The sequence below is a fragment of the Nocardioides zhouii genome (genome assembly GCF_004137345.1).
In the GTDB taxonomy this organism is placed as follows: Bacteria; Actinomycetota; Actinomycetes; order Propionibacteriales; family Nocardioidaceae; genus Nocardioides; species Nocardioides zhouii.
Genome location: NZ_SDWV01000004.1, coordinates 81,251 through 98,959, shown reverse-complemented (window position 1 = coordinate 98,959; position 17,709 = coordinate 81,251). Strand labels below are relative to the sequence as shown.

The following is a 17,709-nucleotide window of genomic DNA, read 5'->3' as shown; positions in this document are numbered from 1 at the left end:
CCGAGGTGGGCCACCGCGGGGCGGACCTAGGGTGACGCTTGTGTCCCTGACCGAGCGCGTCCGCCGAGTCGCTGCCGGTCCGGAGGGGCGTCTCGCGTTCGACGTCCTCCTCGCCGCGGCGTGCCTGGGCGTGGCGCTGGTCGTGAACCTGAGTGGCTCCGAGTCGGTCGCCGCGAACCGCGAGGACGGCCCGCTGACCGTGTCGCTCACCGTGCTGGCGGTCGGCAGCCTGGCGCTGCGCAGGCTCTGGCCGCTGGTGACCCTCCTGCTCACGCTGACGGGTGTTCTCGGTCTGGTGGTCATCGACGGCACCGTCGGAGCGGCGACCCTCGGCCCGATCGTGGCGGCGTACACGGCGACGGCCCACGGCACTGCCCGTACGGGCCAGCGCGCCATGGTGATCGTGGCGGCAGCACTGGTGCTGACGTGGTTCCTCGACCCCGTCGACCTGAGTCCAGAGGGCACTGTCATCAATGCGGCCGCGTTCGGAGCGGTGCTGCTGCTCGGCACCGGGGTCCGGGACCGGCGTGACCGCGCCGTCGTCGACGTCCGCGCCGCCGCGACCCAGGAGCGGCTCCGCATCACCCGCGAGCTGCACGACGTGCTCGGTCACTCGATGAGCGTGATGGTCGTGCAGGCGGGCGCCGCGGGCCGCCTCCTCGACACGGGCGACACCGTCAGGGCCCGCGCCGCCGTGGCCGAGATCGAGCAGACCGGCCGCCGGTCGATGACCGAGATGCGTCACCTGCTGGGCATCCTGAGGGACGAGGAGGAGTCCCCCTCGCCGCGGGCTCCCGCACCGACCCTGTCCGACGTCGAGGCACTGGTCGGCCGGGTCGGCGAGGCCGGACTCCCGGCGGAACTGACGGTGACCGGCGAGCGCGGCGCGGTCTCGCCCGGTATCGACCTCGCGGCGTACCGCATCGTCCAGGAGGCACTCACCAACTGCCTGAAGCACTCGGCGGCCACGCGCGCCGACGTCGGGATCGCCTACGGCGCGGACACGGTCACCGTCGAGGTGACCGACGACGGGCGCGGTCCCGCCCGCGGCGAGACGTCAGGTCACGGTCTTGCCGGGATGCGCGAGCGCGTGGCGATGTACGACGGCGACCTGAGCGTCGGCGCCGGGGCCGAGGGAGGCTTCCGCGTGCACGCGGTGCTGCCGCGCGAGGTCGTCCCGTGATCCGCGTAGTGGTGGCCGACGACCAGGCCCTGGTGCGGTCGGGCTTCGCGATGATCCTCGGCGCCGAGCCCGGCATCGAGGTGGTGGCGGAGGCGTCGGACGGCGCCGGTGCGCTGGCGGCCGCCAGGACGCACCTGCCCGACGTCGTGCTGATGGACATCCGGATGCCGGGGATGGACGGCATCGAGGCGACCCGCCACATCACCTCCAGCCCGATCACCTCGGGCGTGAAGGTGCTGGTGCTGACGACCTTCGCCGCCGACGACTACGTCGTCGCGGCACTCCGCGCAGGAGCCAGCGGCTTCGTCCTGAAGGACACCGAGCCCGACGACCTCGTACGTGCGGTCACGGTCGTGGCCGCAGGCGAGGCGCTGCTGGCTCCCGAAGTGACCCGGCGGATGCTCGACCGGTTCGCGAAGGGGGAGAGGGAAGTGGTCGAGCTGCCTCCGCTCACCCAGCGCGAGCACGAGGTGCTGGTCGCCGTGGCGCTCGGGCTGTCCAACCTCGAGATCGCGGATCGGCTGGTCGTGAGCTATTCGACCGTCAAGACCCACGTGAGCCACCTGCTCACCAAGCTCGACGCGCGCGACCGGGCGCAGCTGGTGATGCTGGCGCACCGGGCGGGGCTGGGCGGCTGAGGCTCGGGTCAGACCGGGATCGCTCGGTCGTCCGGAGTCCCGGTGGGGTGCAGGATCCCGGCCAGCACCTCGACGCCGTCGACCAGCCGCGGGCCCGGACGGGCGAACAGGCCGTCGGCGTCCACGGCCCAGACAGGCACGCCGGGGAAGTGGTGGCGTACGTCCCGGGCGAGCGCCGCGCCGCCCTCGAGGTCGAAGCCGCACGGCGCGCACACGACCACGTCCGGACGCGAGTCGATCGCCTCGTCCCACGTGATCCGGCCCGACTTCGTGCCCGCGACGCCCAGCGACGGCTCGCCGCCGGCCCGGGTGACCATCTCCGGGATCCAGTGCCCCGGCGCGAAGGGCGGGTCGGTCCACTCCAGGACCAGCACCCGCGGCCTCGGTCGACCGGCGACCCGGTCGACGACCGCGGCCAGGCGCGTCTCGAGGGACACGACGACAGCCGCGGCCTCGTCGCCACGGCCCGTCAGCCGCCCGACCTCGACGATCGTGGCCAGCACGTCGTCGAGGGTGTGCGGGTCGAGGGTGGCGACCTCGGCCCGGCAACCGAGGAACGTGAGCGCCTCGTCGACGCTCGCCACGTCCACCGCACACACGGCACACAGGTCCTGGGTGACCACGAGGTCGGCATCGAGCTCGGCCAGCGCGCCCGCGTCGAGGCGGTAGAGGTCCTCGCCCGCAGTCATCGCCGCCGCGACGAAGTCGTCGATCTCCCGCGGCGTGAGCCCCTCGGGCATCGCCGACGTCGACACGACCCGCCGCTCACGTGCGGCGGGCGGATGGTCGCACTCGAAGGTCACGCCCACCACGTCGTCGCCCGCGCCGACGGCGAACAGGACCTCGGTGGCGGACGGGATCAGCGAGACGATGCGCACCCGCGGAGACTAGGCGAACAGGAACCAGCACGTGATGTGAGACTGCCGCGGTGACCCCGATCGACCCTGCCTCCCTCCGCATCGCACCGCTGACCCGCGCGCACGCCGAGGACATGGCGACGTGGTCGTACGACCCGCCGTACGACGTCTACGACATGACGGGTGCCGAGCCCGACGAGCTGCTCGACCCGGCCGCGGGGTTCCACGCGGTCTTCGCCGGCGACGAGCTCGTCGGCTTCCGGTCCTTCGGCCCGGACGGTCGGGTGCCGGGCTGGGACTACGACGACACGGCGCTCGACACGGGCGGCGGCCTGCGCCCCTCGCTCACCGGCCAGGGCCTCGGCCGCGCCGTGATCTCCGCCGGGCTCGAGTTCGGCCGGGCCCGCTTCGCGCCCTCGGCCTTCCGCGTCACGGTCGCCACCTTCAACCTGCGCGCGCTGCGTACGGTCGAGTCCCTCGGGTTCGAGCGGGTCGCGTCCTTCGAGGCAGCCAGGGACGGCAGGCCGTTCGGGGTGCTGGTGCGCCGCGAGGCCGACTGACCCGGTCTCAGTCGGAGAAGACGTTCCAGCAGATCTCGTTGCGGCGGCGTTGGTCCTCCACCACCAGGTCCCGCACCGCCTCGGGCAGACGCTGCCGCTGCCAGTCGCACTCGGCTCCTCGGACAGCGTCCTCCTGACCGGCAGGCGCCGCTGCCACGGCGGCCTTGATGGCGTACGCCGCTGCGCCGAGGTCGTGCTCGGCGACGTGGGCGACCGCGGCCGCCTGACCAGCGGCGTACGCGGCGAACCGGGGCGCTCCCCGGAGGTCGCGGGCAGCCCCCATCGCATGCCCGCCGGTGGCGCGCGCGGCCATCATCGCCAGGTCGCCGCGCACCCAGGCGCGGGCCGCCTCGATCGCCTGGCGCGGTCGAGGGTCGTTCTGGCTCCCGGACTCGAACAGGCCGAGCACGTGGTCGGCGCACTCCGCGGCCCAGAGGGCGAGCAGGTGGTGGTCCTCGACGGTCAGCGATCCGCCGCGGCGAACGGTGACCAGGCGCGGATCGCGCACGCGGGGCAGGATCACGACGGCGAGCCTAGGTGAGAGGCTGCTGGTCATGAGCGCGTGCGTCTTCTGCCAGATCGTCTCCGGCGAGACACCCGGCCACCTCGTGCTCGAGACCGACGACCTCGTCGCGTTCCTCGACACCCGCCCGGTGTTCAAGGGCCACGTCCTGCTGGTGCCGCGCGAGCACGTCGTCACGCTGCCGGACCTCCCGGCCGACCTGGGCGCGCCGTTCATCGAGGCCGCCCAGCGGATCGCGACGGCGGTCGTCGAGGCCCTCGGTGCGCAGGGGTCGTTCGTCGCGATCAACAACACGGTGAGTCAGTCGGTGCCGCACCTGCACCTCCACGTCGTGCCGCGCACCAAGGGCGACGGGCTGCGCGGCTTCTTCTGGCCGCGGACGAAGTACGCCGACGGCGAGGCCGCCGCGTACGCCGAGAAGCTGCGCGAGGCACTGGCCCCCTGACGCAGGGTCAGCCGCGTCCGGTGCCGATCGCGTCGCGCTCGGGGCGGTCCGCGGTGTCGAGGGCGGCGCGGAAGGTCCACGGCTCGTCGCGTCGCCGCAGCGCATTGCCCGTGGCCTTCCCGCCGAGGGCGAACGCCGCGGCTCCGACGGCGATGCCGGCCAGGACGTCGACGGAGAAGTGCCACCCGAGGTAGATCGTCGCGACCATGGTCAGCGCGAGGAACGTCCACGCGGCGACCCGGATCACCACGGGGAGCCGCATCGCCTCGGCGACGAGGCAGATGGTGACCATCACCGCGACGTGCAGCGATGCGAACGCCGCGATGGTCTGGACGGCGTGCGTGTCCCACGGACCGCCGAGGACCTCGATCCGGTCGGCGAGGAGCACGTCGCGCACGGCGCTGTTGGGCGTACGGGGCAGGTCGGTGAACCACTCGGGGGAGGAGTACGTCGGCCCGAGGGACGGCACGGCGTAGTAGAGGGCAGCGCCGAGCAGCCAGTCCAGCGAGATCGCCGTGACGTACCACGCCCCCGCGCTCGAGCGGCGCGTCCACACCAGGGCGATGGCCAGACTGGCCGGGACCAGACCGATCCACACGAGGTAGACCGAGGCCATCGTCCAGTTGGCCCACGTCGTGCCGAGCACGTCGTGCAGCACCTGGGCCGGGTTGTGGCCGAGCCACAGCATCCGGTCGAGGCGCGCGAGCTCCGGGTCGGCCAGCCGGTCGGTGACGAACGGGACGTAGCTCTTGAGGTTGCGGAAGGCGACGTAGGCGACGTACCACGTGACCAGCCCGCTCGCGGTGAACAGGATCTGGTCGCGGTTCCACCGCTCGACCAGCACCGTGCGCAGGGGGACCCGTCCCGCGGCCCCGCTGCGGCGGGCCAGCAGGATCCACCGGGTGACGACGTCGAGCGCGATGGCCGACGCGACGATCACCGGCAGCCGGAACCACGTCGGGAGGGAGGCGCCGTCGGGGTCGCGAAGCGGCAGGTGGTGCGTCCACGCCACCAGTGCCGCCATCATCGCCATCGCAGCCGCCACGAAGGCGGCGGCCCGGAACTCCCCCCGACCCATGCGCACACCGTAGCGACGCTCGGCCCCGGTGGCACCTTCCTGCACGCGACCTCCACCACTGGTCTCGACCGATGCCGGCGTGCCGGCGCAACCAATCGGATCGTCGCCGCGTCTCCTCGATGACGAGGGGACACACCATGCGAGACGCGCTGATCCGACGAACAGTCCGTTGCAGCCTGACCGCTGCGCTCTTGGCCGTCGGGCTCGCGGCCGGGCCGGCGGGTGCCGGGCTCCCGGACGAGGAGGCCCGTACGACGCTGCCGGAGCCGACGACCGCCACGGTCACCGCCGCCCAGCTCGGCCGCGGCTCCACCGTCGCGGTGATCACTACGGCCGGCTTCGACGAACGGCCGAGCGAGCTCACCACGTCGTTGGAGGTGATCACCCCCGACGGCGTCCGGCACCCGGTCTACTCGGTGTCGACCCCCTTCGAGTCCGATGCCTACGTGGGTGACTTCCATCTCGCGGACTGGCGTCCGGAGACGCACACTGCGCTGCTGCGCGTGGTGCGCGGTCACACGGTGCCCGACCGCCTGGTGGCGTACGACGTCACCACCGGCGAGATGCGTACGACCACGATGCCGAGGAGGGGCCTCTCCGCCGGCCTCGACCCCGCCGGCGCGGGCGTCCTGCTCGCGCTCTCCGGTCACGGGCCGCGCGGGCGCCTGGTCGCCCGCGGCTGGGACGGCACCACCACCCGGCTGCCGGGCACCACCGGCGGGGCGCCGATCACCTCGGTCGACGGACGCACCCTCGTGACCGGCGCCGGCGAGCGCCGGACGTGGTGGATCATCGACCTCGCCGGCCGCCGGGGCACCGAGCTGGAGCCGCCCGGAGGGTGCGGCCCGATCCGCTGGCTCGACTCCGACAGCATCGTCGCGAGCTGCTACACCGAGGGTGACGACAGCGGCAACCAGCTGATGGCCGTCCACCTCGACGGGACGTCCACCCGGCTCGGCACCTTCCACCCGTTCGCGCTCACGCGCAGGCTGGACATCCTCGCCGACGGGGACGTGCGCAGGGCCGGAGGGAAGCGGTGGTATGTCACGTGGCGCCGCTGTGGGAGCGGGGTCGTGACCGCGGCGACGAGGTCGGGGGACCGGCGGCGCGTGCCGGGGACGACCGGTCTCGACACCCTCGTGGGCACGCGTGGCGACCGGCTGCTCCTGGCCCGTGGCGGTGACCAGTGCCGTGACGGCCGCGGACCGAAGGTGCTGGAGCTGCTCGACCCGCGCACCGGCACCGCCCAGGTACTGACGCGCCTGGCAGAAGGTGAGTGGTGGCGCTCCGTGATCGGCGCCACCGAGGTGCGGCACTGGGCACCGTGACGACTAGGGTCGACGCCGGACAGATACGCCTGAGCTGAGGAGTCATCGAGATGGGTCGCTTCGACCGCCGCGTCGCCGTCATCACCGGAGCCGCACGCGGCATCGGGTTCGGCATCGCCCGCCGCTTCTCCAGTGAGGGCGCGTCCGTCGCGATCCTCGACCTCGACGAGTCCGCCGCCCAGGAGGCCGCCGGCCGCCTCGAGCTGACCGACGGTGCGCGGGCCATCGGCGTCGGCTGCGACGTCGTGGACTCGGCCGCCGCGGAGGCCGCCGTACAACGCGTCGTGGACGAGCTCGGCGGGATCCACATCCTCGTCAACAACGCCGGCGTCACCCGCGACAACCTGCTCTTCAAGATGACCGAGGAGGACTGGGACATGGTGATGGGCGTCCACCTCAAGGGCGTCTTCAACATGACCAAGTCCGCGCAGTCGCGCTTCGTGGAGCAGAAGTACGGCAAGATCCTCAACCTCTCCAGCGTCTCGGCGCTCGGCAACCGCGGTCAGGCCAACTACTCCGCGGCCAAGATGGGCATCCAGGGCCTCACCCGCACCCTCGGCATCGAGCTCGGTCCCTACGGGATCACCGCCAACGCCATCGCGCCCGGGTTCATCGTCACCGAGATGACCGACGCCACCGCACGCCGGCTCAAGATGGAGCCCGAGGAGCTGCAGCGCCTCAACGCCGAGGCCACGCCCGTACGCCGGGTCGGCCAGCCGGAGGACATCGCGGCCGCAGCGGCCTTCCTGTGCAGCGACGATGCGTCCTTCATCACAGGGCAGACGCTTTACGTTGACGGTGGCCGCAAGCTCGGCTGAGCGTGAAGTCGAGCATTTCGCTCGACTTTGCTGAGATCCACGTCACGCCCCTGACCTGCGGCTTTGCCGTTCAGGGGCGTTGTCGTTTTGCGCGCTCGTGCATCGTCTGCCACGTTGGACGACGGTCGAGAGACCCACAGGACGGTTCGGGCCGGCCTGCTGGTGCGACCGAACAGACACCCGCCCCGGACAACGCCGAGTCCTGCCCGCCCGGAGCGATCCCCCGAGAACATCGAGGGCAGGAGTGGGGGACCCACAGGTTCCACTGCCGGTTCGTGAAGGTCTGCGCGCCGGGTCGACGGCGTTGCCACCATGCGGTGGCGGGGCACTTTCCAGCCCTAGCCCGACAGCTCACCTCACAGGCGTGGGAAAGGAACACCTCCATGCCTGCGACTCCTCGTGGGGCGCGAGCCTGTGCGCTCGCCCTGGCCGGTCTCGGCCTCACTGCATCAACGCTCGCCACCTCGGCACTCGCCGCCCCAGCGGCCACCGCCGCGTCCGGCGACGACGCCCAGCAGATCACCAGCACGACGACCCGGACGGTCGCCCAGCGCGTCAGCGCCCGCGTCCTCAGCGCCAAGGACGTCGCCATGCGCCAGCGCGGCGACGCGTACGCCTATGGTGCCGCTGGCCCCGACCGCTTCGACTGCTCGGGGCTGGTGTTCTACAGCTTCCGCCGCGCAGGCTTCCCGGTGCCGCGTACGTCGGGCGCCCAGGCCGGCTTCACGCGGCGAATCGCGAAGCAGGACATGCGCGCCGGCGACCTGATGTTCTTCTACGGCAGCGGTGGGGTCTACCACGCTGCGATCTTCCTCAAGTGGTCGCACGGCCACGCCGTGATGGTGCACTCGCCGGGCTCCGGCCAGCGCGTCCAGGTCGCCGTGCCGTGGACCTCGAACTGGTCCGGCGGCACGCTGCGCCGGGGGTGAGAGGGCCTGTCTGGTAGGCAGTTCCTGCTGATCTACCCTGTGGCGCGCCTTCCCGGAACAGGGAAGGCGCGCCCCCACACTGCAAGGCAGAATCCCCGCTCGAACGGAGCCCCCGTGCGTCACCGTCGTCACCCCCGCTCGACACACGCAGTCGTCGCCGCGCTCGTCGCGGCCTCGCTCCTCCTCGCCGGTTGCGGCGGCGGGGACGACGAGGAGGCGCCGAGCGAGGCGGCCCCGTCGGAGCCGACCTCGTCCGAGACGAGCGAGCCCCCGGAGCCGACGTACTGGCCCCTGACCGGCCTGGAGCGTACGACCGGCGCACCGAAGCACCCCGTCATCGTGACCAAGGTCGACAACACCTCTTCCAGCTCACCGCAGGTGGGCCTCGGCTCCGCCGACCTGGTCGTGGAGGAGCTCGTCGAGGGCGGCTACACCCGCCTCGCGGCGTTCTACTACTCGAAGGTCCCGGCCAACATCGGCCCGGTGCGGTCGATGCGCGCCAGCGACATCGGCATCGTGCCCGAGGGTGCGACCGTCGTGACCAGCGGTGCGGCCCCGATCACGATCAAGCGCATCAACGGCGCGGGCATCCCGTGGATCACCGAGGGCGCTGCCGGCGTCTACCGCGAGACCTCGCGCTCCGCGCCCTACAACCTCTTCGCCCACCTCGCCGACATCTCCAAGCGGCTCAAGGCCAAGGACGAGCCGCCGGCGTACCTCCCCTGGGGCACCGAGGCCGACCTGCCCAAGGGCGGCAAGGCGAGCACGCTGACGGCCGACTTCGGCGCGCACTCCACGAGCTGGGCGTTCCAGGAGGGCGGCTACGTCAACACCGACTCGTACGCCGCCGAGGGCGACCAGTTCCCCGCCGACTCGGTGCTGGTGCTGCGGGTCGAGATCGGCGATGCGGGCTACCGGGACCCGGCCGGCTACCCCGTGCCGGAGACGAAGTTCGAGGGCAAGGGCTCCGCCCTGCTCTTCCACGGCGGCCGCGTCATCCGCGGCACGTGGACCAAGGACGGGCTCACGGGCGCCATCGAGCTGGCGACCAAGGACGGCGACCTCACCGTGCCCGCCGGGCACGTCTGGGTCGAGCTGGTGCCGGCGGTCAACGGCACGGTCACGTTCGCGAAGTGACGCCGTTCCCGGCCTCGGCGTGGAGCAGCTGACGCAGGCCGTCCATGATGAAGCCGATGGCGGCGTCGACCCGCGCCGCTGCGGCTGCCGGGTCGTCGCTGACGGCCACTGAGCCGCCGGCCGCCGACATGGCGCCGAAGAAGATCCGGGTGAAGGTGTCGAGCATCTCCTCGTCGAGACCCCACTCGTCGCCCGCGAGCACCGAGCGCACGATCTCGTCGACGATGGCGTACGTCGAGCGCTCCTCCTGCTCGCGGAACCGCTCGTGCCCCAGCACGGAGGGCCCGTCCGAGATGACGACCTGGCGGTAGCCCGGCTCCTGGACCGCCTCGAGGAACGCGCGAAGCCCGGCGCGGGCCTTCTCCCACGGGTCGTCGTGGCCCTCGGTCGCGGCCCCGATGCTGGCCGTCGCGCGGGACTCGATCCGTTCGAAGGCGGCCTCGAAGATCGCCTGCTTGCCGCTGAAGTGGTGGTAGAGCGCGCCCTTGGTGACGTCGGCGCCGGCGACGATGGCGTCCAGCGACGTCGCGGAGTAGCCGTGGTCGGTGAAGAGCTTCTCGGCCACGTCGACCAGCGCGCGTTTCGTGGAGTCGGAGTAGCGCTGCCGTCGGGTCTTCACTGGGCCTTCTCCATACCGGGAGCCTAGGCCCGGATCCACCAGGTGACCCGACTCACGGCGAGAGCGTTTGTGCGGGCGGAGGGCGCTGGGCATACTGGAGGTACGTACCTTCGGTATGTCACAGAGGAGACCGCCATGACCTGGAAGTCCCACCACCGCCGCGCCGACGTCCTCCGCGAGGTCGTCCGCACCGTCGACGAGCGCCTCGACGGGCTGCTCCCGCTCGACGTCGACGGCGTCACCGCCACCTTCGGCGACGAGCTCGACCTGATCGGCGCCCTGTCCCTGCGCTGGCACACCCGCCTCGCCGGGCACGTCGAGCGCCGCCTCGCCGACCAGCCGCTCGACCTCGAGGGCGCCGTCGCCCTCGCCTGGCTCGATGCGGCCGAGGACCTGCCCGGGATCCGGGTCGTCCTCGACCACCACGCCGACCAGCCGACGAGCCCGGAGATGGCGAGCGCCCTCACCGTCGCCACCGGCAAGGAGCACGAGATGCTCGCCCTGATGGCGGGCCGCGCCAGCGCTCCGGGCCCCGCCGCCCAGCGGGTCGGCCGGTCGATCGAGCTCGGCGCGCGGGCGTCGTACGTCCCGGGTCGGCGCCGGGCGCGTCCCGGAGACGCGCCGTCGCTGGTCCGTCGCCTGCGGGCCGCGCTGGCGGCCTGATTGCGGGATCGGCCATAGTGGAGGGCATGCAGCTCGCGTCGGGCATGCTGCTGGTGGCGACGCCGGCACTCCAGGACCCCAACTTCGTCGACACCGTCGTGCTGCTGCTCGACGTCAACGACGAGGGCGCGCTGGGGGTCGTGCTCAACCGTCCCTCGCAGGTGCGGGTCGCCGACGTGCTCGAGCCGTGGCGTGAGGTCGTCGCCGAGCCGGAGGTGCTGTTCCGGGGCGGGCCGGTCGGCACGGACGGCGCCCTCGCCGTCGCCCGGCTGCGCGACATCGAGGCGGCGCCCGTCGGCTGGCGGCCGGTCGCCGGGCTGCTCGGCATGGTCGACCTCGACACCCCGATCGAGCTCGTCGACGGTTCGGTCAGCGCGATGCGGGTGTTCGCCGGCTATGCCGGGTGGGGCGCCGACCAGCTCGAGGGCGAGGTCGACGAGGGCAGCTGGTACGTCGTCAGTGCCGAGTCGGGAGACGCGTTCCGGGGCGACACCAGCGGGCTGCGGCGCGACGTGATGCGACGCCAGCCCGGCATGCTCGCCTGGCACGCCACCCGCCCCGTCGATCCCGAGCTGAACTGACTCACGCGTTAGGCTTCCGCGTCATGAGCACCATCGGATTCTCGCCGGGCAGTCAGACGATCGAAGAGCGTCAGACGGTCCCGACCGACGAGGGTGACCACGAGCGGTTCTCCCACTACGTGCCCAAGGACAAGCTCACCGAGGCGATGGTCATGGGCACTCCCGTGATCGCCCTCTGCGGCAAGGTCTGGGTGCCGTCCCGCGCCCCGGAGAAGTTCCCGGTGTGCCCGGACTGCAAGGAAGTCTGGGAGTCCATGAACCCGGGGAAGCCCGGCGGCGGCTCGGACGGCTCGGGTCCCGAGGCGTGACGGGGCGCCCCGACGCGCCCCTGCCTCCCGCGTGGCCCGACCGGGCCGCCTGGGGCACCGCGCCGTCCCTGCGTGCCTGGCAGCAGGCCGCCGTCGACGACTACCGCTCCCGCCAGCCCCGCGACTTCCTCGCGGTGGCGACGCCGGGCGCCGGCAAGACGACGTTCGCCCTGACCGTGGCGGCCGACCTGCTCAGCCGCCGCGTCGTCGACCGGATCACCGTGGTCGCGCCGACCGAGCACCTCAAGACCCAGTGGGCCGAGGCCGCCGCGCGCGCCGGGATCCCGATCGACCCGGCGTACTCCGCAGGCAAGGGCAAGACCTCCGACGACTACGTCGGGATCGCGGTGACCTACGCCGGGGTCGCGGTGAACCCGCTGGCCATGCGGATCCGCACCGAGCGGTTCAAGACGCTGGTCATCCTCGACGAGATCCACCACGCTGGCGACGCGCTGTCGTGGGGCGAGGGCGTGCGCGAGGCGTTCGATCCCGCCACGCGCCGGCTGTCGCTGACGGGCACGCCGTTCCGCTCCGACATCAACCCGATCCCGTTCATCACGTACGCCCCCGGCGAGGACGGCATCCCGACCTCGACGGCCGACTTCACCTACGGCTACGCCCACGCGCTCGCCGACCACGTCGTACGCCCCGTGCTCTTCATGGCCTACTCGGGCGAGATGACCTGGCGCACCCGCGCCGGCGACGAGATCGCCGCGCGGCTGGGTGAGCCGCTCACCAAGGACATGCACGCGCACGCGCTGCGGACCGCCCTCGACCCGCAGGGGGCCTGGATGCCCGCCGTGCTCGAGGCCGCGGACCGGCGCCTCTCGGAGGTACGCCGCCACGTCCCCGACGCCGGCGGCATGGTGATAGCCAGCGACCAGGACACTGCCCGCGCCTATGCCGCGCTGCTCAAGAAGATCAGCGGCGAGGCGCCCACCGTCGTGCTCTCCGACGAGAAGGGCGCGTCGAAGAAGATCGCGACCTTCACCGACTCCGACAAGCGCTGGCTGGTCGCGGTCCGGATGGTGTCCGAGGGCGTCGACGTGCCGCGCCTGGCCGTCGGGGTCTGGGCGACCACCACGTCGACCCCGCTCTTCTTCGCGCAGGCCGTCGGTCGCTTCGTACGCGCACGCTCGCGCGGCGAGACGGCGTCGATCTTCCTGCCGTCGGTGCCGCACCTGCTGGAGTTCGCCTCCGACATGGAGGCCCAGCGCGACCACGTGCTGGGGCGCCGGGTCACCGACGAGGACGACATCTTCGCCGCGGAGAACGACCTGCTCGCGCAGGCCAACGCGGGGGAGGGGGCCGCAGACGAGCTCGAGATGTCGTGGGAGGCGCTGGGCTCGACCGCGTCCTTCGACCACGTGCTCTACGAGGGGGCGCAGTTCGGCCACTCGGGCGAGGTCCTGTCCGGCTCGGACGAGGAGATGGACTTCCTCGGCATCCCCGGCCTGCTCGAGGCCGACCAGGTGCGCGAGCTGCTGCACTCCCGCCAGAGCGAGCGCGCCCGCAAGCAGAAGTCCGCGGGCGGCGGCGACCGCGTCGTCGAGTCGGTCGAGCAGCTCAGCACGCACCAGCAGCTCGGCGTGCTGCGACGCGAGCTCAACGGCCTGGTGGCTGCCTGGCACCACCGCACGGGTCAGGCGCACGGCATCACCCACTCCGCGCTCCGCAAGGAGTGCGGCGGTCCGCCGGCGGCCGTCGCCAACGCCGAGCAGCTCGGCGAGCGGATCACCCGGATCCGCGACTGGGCGATGAAGCAGTCCTCCTGATCTGATGGCACGCCTTGATCTGCGCCGGATCGACCTGACGGACGTGCAGGGCGTCCGATGGGCGCCCGCAGATGCGACGGGTGTGGGTGCGTTGGTGCTCGCCGGCTCGAGCGGGCGAGTCGACTCCGCCCGCGCCGAGCTGCTCGCCCGTCATGGTGTCGTCGCGGAAGCGTTCCGCTGGTTCGGTGGACCGGGCCAGCACGAGGGACCGTGGGAGATACCTCTGGAGTCCTTCGTCCGGCGAATCGACGAGCTGTCTCGGGACTGCGACCGGATCGTGCTGCTGGGCACGTCGTTGGGGTCCGAGGCCGCGCTCCTCACGGGCGCGCTGGATGCTCGGGTGGACACGGTCGTCGCCTTCGCGCCGTCCGACACGGTGTGGGCGGGAGTGCGTAAGGACGGGACCATGACGTCGCACTGGTCCCTCGACGGTGTCCCGCTGCCGTTCGTGCCCTTCGACGACGCGTGGCGCGCGGAGTCCGACCTACCCGCTTTCGAGCTCTACGACGCCAGCCGACGACGCTTCCCGGACCTCGTCCATGCGGCAGCGATTCCGGTGGAGCGGGTCCGGGACGTGGTCCTGGTAGCCGGAGGGGACGACCAGGTGCGGCCGTCGCTGTCCATGGCCGGTCAGATCGTCGACCGGCGCGAGGCCCTGGGGCTCTCGACCACGTTCGTCAGCGACCCTGAGGCAGGACACCGCACGATCCTGCCGGGTGAGCCGGTGGTCGTCGGCGGAGTGCGCATGCGGCGCGGTGGCAACGAGGAAGCCGACAGCCGGCTGGGACGAGCCGCGTGGTCGACGATCGTCGAGATGCTGTAGCCGGGTTGGGGAGCACTTGGGTCCTCCAGTGGCCCTCCCGCCAACCCGACGGTTCCCCAGAGGTGCGAGAAGGACGACCTGACGCGGCTCGTCGCTAGGCTCGTCCCGTGCCTTCGGAGACCTCCCAGACGCTCGACCGCGGTCTCCGCGTGCTGCGGGTGCTCGCCGAGAGCCCCGAGGGGCTGACGGTGACCGAGCTGTCGGGCCGGCTCCAGGTCAACCGCACGGTGGTCCACCGCCTGGTCAGCACCTTGGAACAGCACGGACTCGTGCGGCGCGACGCGCGGTCGCGGCTCTTCGTCGGCCTCGGCGTGCTCCACCTCGCCGGCGCCGTCCAGCCGATCCTGCGCGACCTGGCCATGCCGGTCCTGCGCTCGCTCGCCGAGGCGCTCGGCTCGACCGCGCACCTCACGGTGGCCGACGGCGACGAGGCGCTCGCGCTCGCCGTCGTCGAGCCGACGTGGACCGACTTCCACGTGTCCTACCGGGTCGGTGCCCGGCACCCGTTGACGCAGGGGGCGGCCGGCAAGGCGATCGCGCTGCTCGACGTCGCCGAGCCGGCGTACGCCGTCACGAGCGGGGAGCTGCAGAGCGGCGCGCGTGGCCTGGCCGCGCCCGTACGCGGCGTCGAGGGCCTGCGGGCGAGCGTCGGGATCGTGACGCTCGACGGGGCCATCGACGAGGACGTGGTGGCGCCGCGGGTGATCGCCGCCGCCCGCGAGGTGGGCGAACGCCTCAGGTGAGGACCGCGGCCCTCGCCAGTGGCACGACCCGGTGGGGGATCTGGGTGGCGAGGGCGATGACGGTGGTGGAGCGGTCGATGCCGGGCTCGGTGAGCACCAGGTCGATCACCCGCTGGAGGTCGGCGTTGGAGCGGGCGACGACCCGCGCCCACATGTCGCCGACGCCCGTGATCGTGTACGCCTCGAGCACCTCGGGGATCGCCGCGAGGTGTCGGGCGACGGCGTCGTGGCCGGCCGCGCCGCCGGAGCCCTGCCGGATCTCGAGGGTCAGGAACGCCATCACCGGGAAGCCGATCGCCTCGGGCGACAGGTCGGGACCCCATCCGGTGATGACGCCCGACGTCGCCAGCTTGTCGAGCCGGGCCTGGACGGTGCCCCGGGCGATGCCGAGGCGACGGCTCGCCTCCAGCACGCCGAGCCGCGGCTCGCTGGCGAACAGGTCGATCAGTCTGCTGTCGATTTCGTCCATGCGCGCCTCGATCGCTGTACAAAGTGCTCGATGATTCGTCGTACTGTTGCACACCTTGCCTGCGATTGGGCAGGGTTGGCCCCATGACGACTGACATCGCCTCGACCGGCGGCGCCCTGACCATGGACGAGATGAAGGCCGACCTCTCCCTCGAGCAGCTGCGACAGCTCGTCGGCCTCGTGGAGTACGACGCCGATGCCGACCCGTTCCCGGTGACGGGCTGGGACGCGATCTGCTTCGTCGTCGGCAACGCGACGCAGGCCGCCCACTACTACGCCTCGGCGTGGGGCATGGAGCTCATCGCCTACACCGGCCCCGAGAACGGCACCCGCGACCACAAGTCCTTCGTGCTCAAGTCGGGCTCGATCAAGTTCGTCGTCAGCGGCGCCGTCTCGCCCGACAGCCCGCTGGTCCAGCACCACGCCAGGCACGGCGACGGCGTCGTCGACATCGCCCTCGAGGTGCCCGACGTCGACCAGTGCATCGCCCAGGCCCGCAAGGCCGACGCGACTGTGCTCCGCGAGCCGGAGACCGTCAGCGACGAGCACGGCTCGGTCCGCATCGCCGCCATCGCGACGTACGGCGAGACCCGCCACACGCTCGTGCAGCGCACGGTCGACGGCGTCACCTACGCCGGTCCCTACCTCCCCGGCTACGTCACCGTCCCGCCGCGTTGGGAGAAGCGCGACGGCCAGCCCAAGCGCCTGTTCCAGGCCCTCGACCACATCGTCGGCAACGTCGAGCTCGGCAAGATGGACGAGTGGGTCACCTACTACAACAAGGTGATGGGCTTCGTGAACATGGCCGAGTTCATCGGTGACGACATCGCCACCGACTACTCCGCGCTCATGTCGAAGGTCGTCGCCAACGGCAACCACCGCGTGAAGTTCCCGCTCAACGAGCCGGCGATCGCGAAGAAGAAGTCGCAGATCGACGAGTACCTCGAGTTCTACGACGGCCCCGGCGCCCAGCACCTCGCCGTCGCCACCGGCGACATCCTGGCCAGCGTCGACGCCCTCCGCGCCAACGGCGTCGAGTTCCTCAACACCCCGGACTCCTACTACGAGGACCCGGAGCTGCGCTCCCGCATCGGCGAGGTCCGGGTGCCGATCGAGGAGCTGCAGAAGCGCGGCATCCTCGTCGACCGCGACGAGGACGGCTACCTGCTCCAGATCTTCACCAAGCCCCTCGGCGACCGCCCGACGGTCTTCTTCGAGCTCATCGAGCGCCACGGTTCCCTCGGCTTCGGCAAGGGCAACTTCAAGGCGCTCTTCGAGGCCATCGAGCGCGAGCAGGACGCCCGCGGCAACCTGTGACGAGCAGCGGCGACCGAGGGACGAGGTCGCCGCGTGGGCTCGGCCAGATCGAGTCGCCCCGCGACCGAGCCTGCGAGGTCGCGACCCGGGCGTATCGAGACCCTAGGCTGATCGCATGATGATCCGCCCGGCCGAGCTGGCCGCGATCAAGGCCGGCACCATCGACCTCGCGTTCCGCCGCTGGGCGCGGCCGCGGGTCGTCGTCGGCACCCGGATGCGTACGGCGGTCGGCCTGCTCGAGGTCACCTCGGTCGAGCAGGTCAGCATCGCCGGCCTGCGGGCGGACGACGCTCGACGGGCGGGAGCGCCGTCGCTCACCGCGCTGAAGCAGGCCCTGTCCGCCCGCTCGACCGACCCGGCCTGGCGGATCGGACTGGCGTACGCCGGACCCGACCCCCGCGAGGCGCTGCGCACCGCGGTGCCCGACGCTGACGAGATCGCGACGATCACCGCCCGGCTCGATCGGCTCGACGCGTCGTCGGCGTACGGCCCGTGGACGCGGGAGGCCCTCGACCTGATCGATCTCAACCCGACCGTCCGGGCTCCTGACCTCGCCGCTCAGGTCGGGCGGGAGACCGCGGACTTCAAGAAGGACGTGCGCAAGCTCAAGGAGCTCGGGCTGACCGAGTCGCTGGCGATCGGCTACCTGCTGTCGCCCCGCGGCGAGGCCGTCGTCGACGCCGGTCTGCCGGCGCCGCGCGTACGGGCGCCGCGGGCGACGGGAACCCCGCTCCCGAGGAGCATCGGCGCTCCCGCGACGCGGGCACTGCGTGAGGTCGGGGTCACCACGCTCGAACAGGTGACGGCGTACTCCGCCGCAGGGCTCGCCGCGATCCACGGCGTCGGTCCGATCGCCATCACGCGGCTGCGCGAGGCGATGGCCGAGCAGGGGACCGGCTTCGCCGTCGAGTAGGCC

At 72.2% G+C, this 17,709-nt stretch carries 21 protein-coding genes; 16 read left to right on the top strand and 5 right to left on the bottom strand.

All coding sequences use genetic code 11. From position 1 onward, the window contains the following. Positions 1–40 precede the first annotated feature (40 nt). On the top strand, positions 41–1,183 hold the full coding sequence (locus EUA94_RS05180) for a sensor histidine kinase (protein ID WP_129425388.1): 1,143 nt from the start codon (positions 41–43) through the stop codon (positions 1,181–1,183). Further along, entirely contained in the window at positions 1,180–1,821 is a 642-nt protein-coding gene (locus EUA94_RS05175; RefSeq protein WP_129425386.1) for a response regulator transcription factor, read from the top strand. The genes EUA94_RS05180 and EUA94_RS05175 overlap by 4 nt, the downstream gene beginning before the upstream one ends. A gap of 8 nt (positions 1,822–1,829) precedes the next feature. Here EUA94_RS05175 and EUA94_RS05170 read toward each other — a convergent pair whose 3' ends face one another. Continuing rightward, the gene (locus EUA94_RS05170; protein WP_129425384.1) at positions 1,830–2,699 is read right to left on the bottom strand and encodes a cobalamin-binding protein; all 870 of its coding nucleotides are present in this window, start codon (positions 2,697–2,699) and stop codon (positions 1,830–1,832) included. Positions 2,700–2,749: 50 nt separating this feature from the next. On the opposite strand from EUA94_RS05170, the gene EUA94_RS05165 reads away from it, so the two are divergent. Then, a complete protein-coding gene (locus EUA94_RS05165) occupies positions 2,750–3,238 on the top strand; it encodes a GNAT family N-acetyltransferase (protein WP_129425382.1) in 489 nt (162 codons plus the stop codon). 7 nt (positions 3,239–3,245) lie between these two features. On the opposite strand, the gene EUA94_RS05160 is transcribed toward EUA94_RS05165, so the two are convergent. Beyond that, complete coding sequence (locus tag EUA94_RS05160) at positions 3,246–3,761, bottom strand: putative immunity protein (protein WP_129425380.1); 516 nt, start codon at positions 3,759–3,761, stop codon at positions 3,246–3,248. A gap of 31 nt (positions 3,762–3,792) precedes the next feature. Between EUA94_RS05160 and EUA94_RS05155 the strand changes: the two genes are divergently transcribed. Next, entirely contained in the window at positions 3,793–4,206 is a 414-nt protein-coding gene (locus EUA94_RS05155; RefSeq protein ID WP_129425378.1) for an HIT family protein, read from the top strand. Between the two features lie 7 nt (positions 4,207–4,213). Here EUA94_RS05155 and EUA94_RS05150 read toward each other — a convergent pair whose 3' ends face one another. After that, positions 4,214–5,284 (bottom strand): phosphatase PAP2 family protein, encoded by a 1,071-nt coding sequence (locus EUA94_RS05150; RefSeq protein ID WP_129425376.1) that lies wholly within the window; start codon positions 5,282–5,284, stop codon positions 4,214–4,216. Positions 5,285–5,421: 137 nt separating this feature from the next. Between EUA94_RS05150 and EUA94_RS05145 the strand changes: the two genes are divergently transcribed. The 4 genes from EUA94_RS05145 (at position 5,422) to EUA94_RS05130 (ending at position 9,496) form a co-directional block, all read left to right on the top strand. After that, entirely contained in the window at positions 5,422–6,612 is a 1,191-nt protein-coding gene (locus EUA94_RS05145) for a hypothetical protein (RefSeq protein ID WP_129425374.1), read from the top strand. Positions 6,613–6,662: 50 nt separating this feature from the next. After that, on the top strand, positions 6,663–7,430 hold the full coding sequence (locus EUA94_RS05140) for an SDR family NAD(P)-dependent oxidoreductase (protein ID WP_129425372.1): 768 nt from the start codon (positions 6,663–6,665) through the stop codon (positions 7,428–7,430). A 383-nt stretch (positions 7,431–7,813) separates the two neighbouring features. Then, a complete protein-coding gene (locus EUA94_RS05135) occupies positions 7,814–8,359 on the top strand; it encodes a C40 family peptidase (RefSeq protein ID WP_129425370.1) in 546 nt (181 codons plus the stop codon). A 114-nt stretch (positions 8,360–8,473) separates the two neighbouring features. Further along, on the top strand, positions 8,474–9,496 hold the full coding sequence (locus EUA94_RS05130) for a DUF3048 domain-containing protein (RefSeq protein ID WP_129425368.1): 1,023 nt from the start codon (positions 8,474–8,476) through the stop codon (positions 9,494–9,496). On the opposite strand, the gene EUA94_RS05125 is transcribed toward EUA94_RS05130, so the two are convergent. Continuing rightward, positions 9,480–10,115 carry a TetR/AcrR family transcriptional regulator gene (locus tag EUA94_RS05125; RefSeq protein ID WP_242494684.1) on the bottom strand — a complete coding sequence of 212 codons (636 nt, stop codon included), beginning with the start codon at positions 10,113–10,115 and terminating at the stop codon, positions 9,480–9,482. The two genes, EUA94_RS05130 and EUA94_RS05125, sit on opposite strands and share 17 nt — an antisense overlap. A 135-nt stretch (positions 10,116–10,250) precedes the next feature. Between EUA94_RS05125 and EUA94_RS05120 the strand changes: the two genes are divergently transcribed. The 6 genes from EUA94_RS05120 (at position 10,251) to EUA94_RS05095 (ending at position 15,008) form a co-directional block, all read left to right on the top strand. Then, on the top strand, positions 10,251–10,778 hold the full coding sequence (locus tag EUA94_RS05120) for a hypothetical protein (protein WP_129425364.1): 528 nt from the start codon (positions 10,251–10,253) through the stop codon (positions 10,776–10,778). A gap of 26 nt (positions 10,779–10,804) precedes the next feature. Next, positions 10,805–11,359, top strand: a complete 555-nt coding sequence (locus EUA94_RS05115) for a YqgE/AlgH family protein (protein WP_129425362.1) — start codon at positions 10,805–10,807, stop codon at positions 11,357–11,359. A 23-nt stretch (positions 11,360–11,382) separates the two neighbouring features. Next, positions 11,383–11,667: a DUF3039 domain-containing protein gene (locus EUA94_RS05110; protein ID WP_129425360.1), complete on the top strand. Its 285-nt coding sequence runs from the start codon at positions 11,383–11,385 to the stop codon at positions 11,665–11,667. Then, the gene (locus EUA94_RS05105; protein WP_129425358.1) at positions 11,664–13,442 is read left to right on the top strand and encodes a DEAD/DEAH box helicase; all 1,779 of its coding nucleotides are present in this window, start codon (positions 11,664–11,666) and stop codon (positions 13,440–13,442) included. The genes EUA94_RS05110 and EUA94_RS05105 overlap by 4 nt, the downstream gene beginning before the upstream one ends. Positions 13,443–13,446: 4 nt before the next feature. Then, positions 13,447–14,265, top strand: coding sequence for an acyl-CoA thioester hydrolase/BAAT C-terminal domain-containing protein (locus tag EUA94_RS05100; protein ID WP_129425356.1), 819 nt, complete (start codon positions 13,447–13,449; stop codon positions 14,263–14,265). 107 nt (positions 14,266–14,372) lie between these two features. Then, positions 14,373–15,008, top strand: coding sequence for an IclR family transcriptional regulator (locus EUA94_RS05095; RefSeq protein WP_129425354.1), 636 nt, complete (start codon positions 14,373–14,375; stop codon positions 15,006–15,008). Here EUA94_RS05095 and EUA94_RS05090 read toward each other — a convergent pair. Continuing rightward, positions 15,001–15,477 carry an Lrp/AsnC family transcriptional regulator gene (locus EUA94_RS05090; protein WP_129425352.1) on the bottom strand — a complete coding sequence of 159 codons (477 nt, stop codon included), beginning with the start codon at positions 15,475–15,477 and terminating at the stop codon, positions 15,001–15,003. The two genes, EUA94_RS05095 and EUA94_RS05090, sit on opposite strands and share 8 nt — an antisense overlap. Positions 15,478–15,560: 83 nt before the next feature. Between EUA94_RS05090 and hppD the strand changes: the two genes are divergently transcribed. Together hppD and EUA94_RS05080 are read left to right on the top strand one after the other, a co-directional pair. Continuing rightward, the gene (gene hppD / locus EUA94_RS05085) at positions 15,561–16,793 is read left to right on the top strand and encodes a 4-hydroxyphenylpyruvate dioxygenase (protein WP_129425350.1); all 1,233 of its coding nucleotides are present in this window, start codon (positions 15,561–15,563) and stop codon (positions 16,791–16,793) included. Positions 16,794–16,908: 115 nt separating this feature from the next. Beyond that, positions 16,909–17,706: a hypothetical protein gene (locus tag EUA94_RS05080; protein ID WP_129425348.1), complete on the top strand. Its 798-nt coding sequence runs from the start codon at positions 16,909–16,911 to the stop codon at positions 17,704–17,706. Positions 17,707–17,709 lie beyond the last annotated feature (3 nt).

What these genes read in the sequence shown, in the direction of transcription:
- EUA94_RS05155 (WP_129425378.1), top strand. Translation starts at nt 3,793, where the DNA reads ATGAGCGCGTGCGTCTTCTGCCAGATCGTCTCCGGCGAGACACCCGGC.
- EUA94_RS05150 (WP_129425376.1), bottom strand. Translation starts at nt 5,284, where the DNA reads ATGGGTCGGGGGGAGTTCCGGGCCGCCGCCTTCGTGGCGGCTGCGATG.
- EUA94_RS05145 (WP_129425374.1), top strand. Translation starts at nt 5,422, where the DNA reads ATGCGAGACGCGCTGATCCGACGAACAGTCCGTTGCAGCCTGACCGCT.
- EUA94_RS05140 (WP_129425372.1), top strand. Translation starts at nt 6,663, where the DNA reads ATGGGTCGCTTCGACCGCCGCGTCGCCGTCATCACCGGAGCCGCACGC.
- EUA94_RS05135 (WP_129425370.1), top strand. Translation starts at nt 7,814, where the DNA reads ATGCCTGCGACTCCTCGTGGGGCGCGAGCCTGTGCGCTCGCCCTGGCC.
- EUA94_RS05120 (WP_129425364.1), top strand. Translation starts at nt 10,251, where the DNA reads ATGACCTGGAAGTCCCACCACCGCCGCGCCGACGTCCTCCGCGAGGTC.
- EUA94_RS05115 (WP_129425362.1), top strand. Translation starts at nt 10,805, where the DNA reads ATGCAGCTCGCGTCGGGCATGCTGCTGGTGGCGACGCCGGCACTCCAG.
- EUA94_RS05110 (WP_129425360.1), top strand. Translation starts at nt 11,383, where the DNA reads ATGAGCACCATCGGATTCTCGCCGGGCAGTCAGACGATCGAAGAGCGT.
- EUA94_RS05100 (WP_129425356.1), top strand. Translation starts at nt 13,447, where the DNA reads ATGGCACGCCTTGATCTGCGCCGGATCGACCTGACGGACGTGCAGGGC.
- EUA94_RS05090 (WP_129425352.1), bottom strand. Translation starts at nt 15,477, where the DNA reads ATGGACGAAATCGACAGCAGACTGATCGACCTGTTCGCCAGCGAGCCG.
- hppD (WP_129425350.1), top strand. Translation starts at nt 15,561, where the DNA reads ATGACGACTGACATCGCCTCGACCGGCGGCGCCCTGACCATGGACGAG.
- EUA94_RS05080 (WP_129425348.1), top strand. Translation starts at nt 16,909, where the DNA reads ATGATGATCCGCCCGGCCGAGCTGGCCGCGATCAAGGCCGGCACCATC.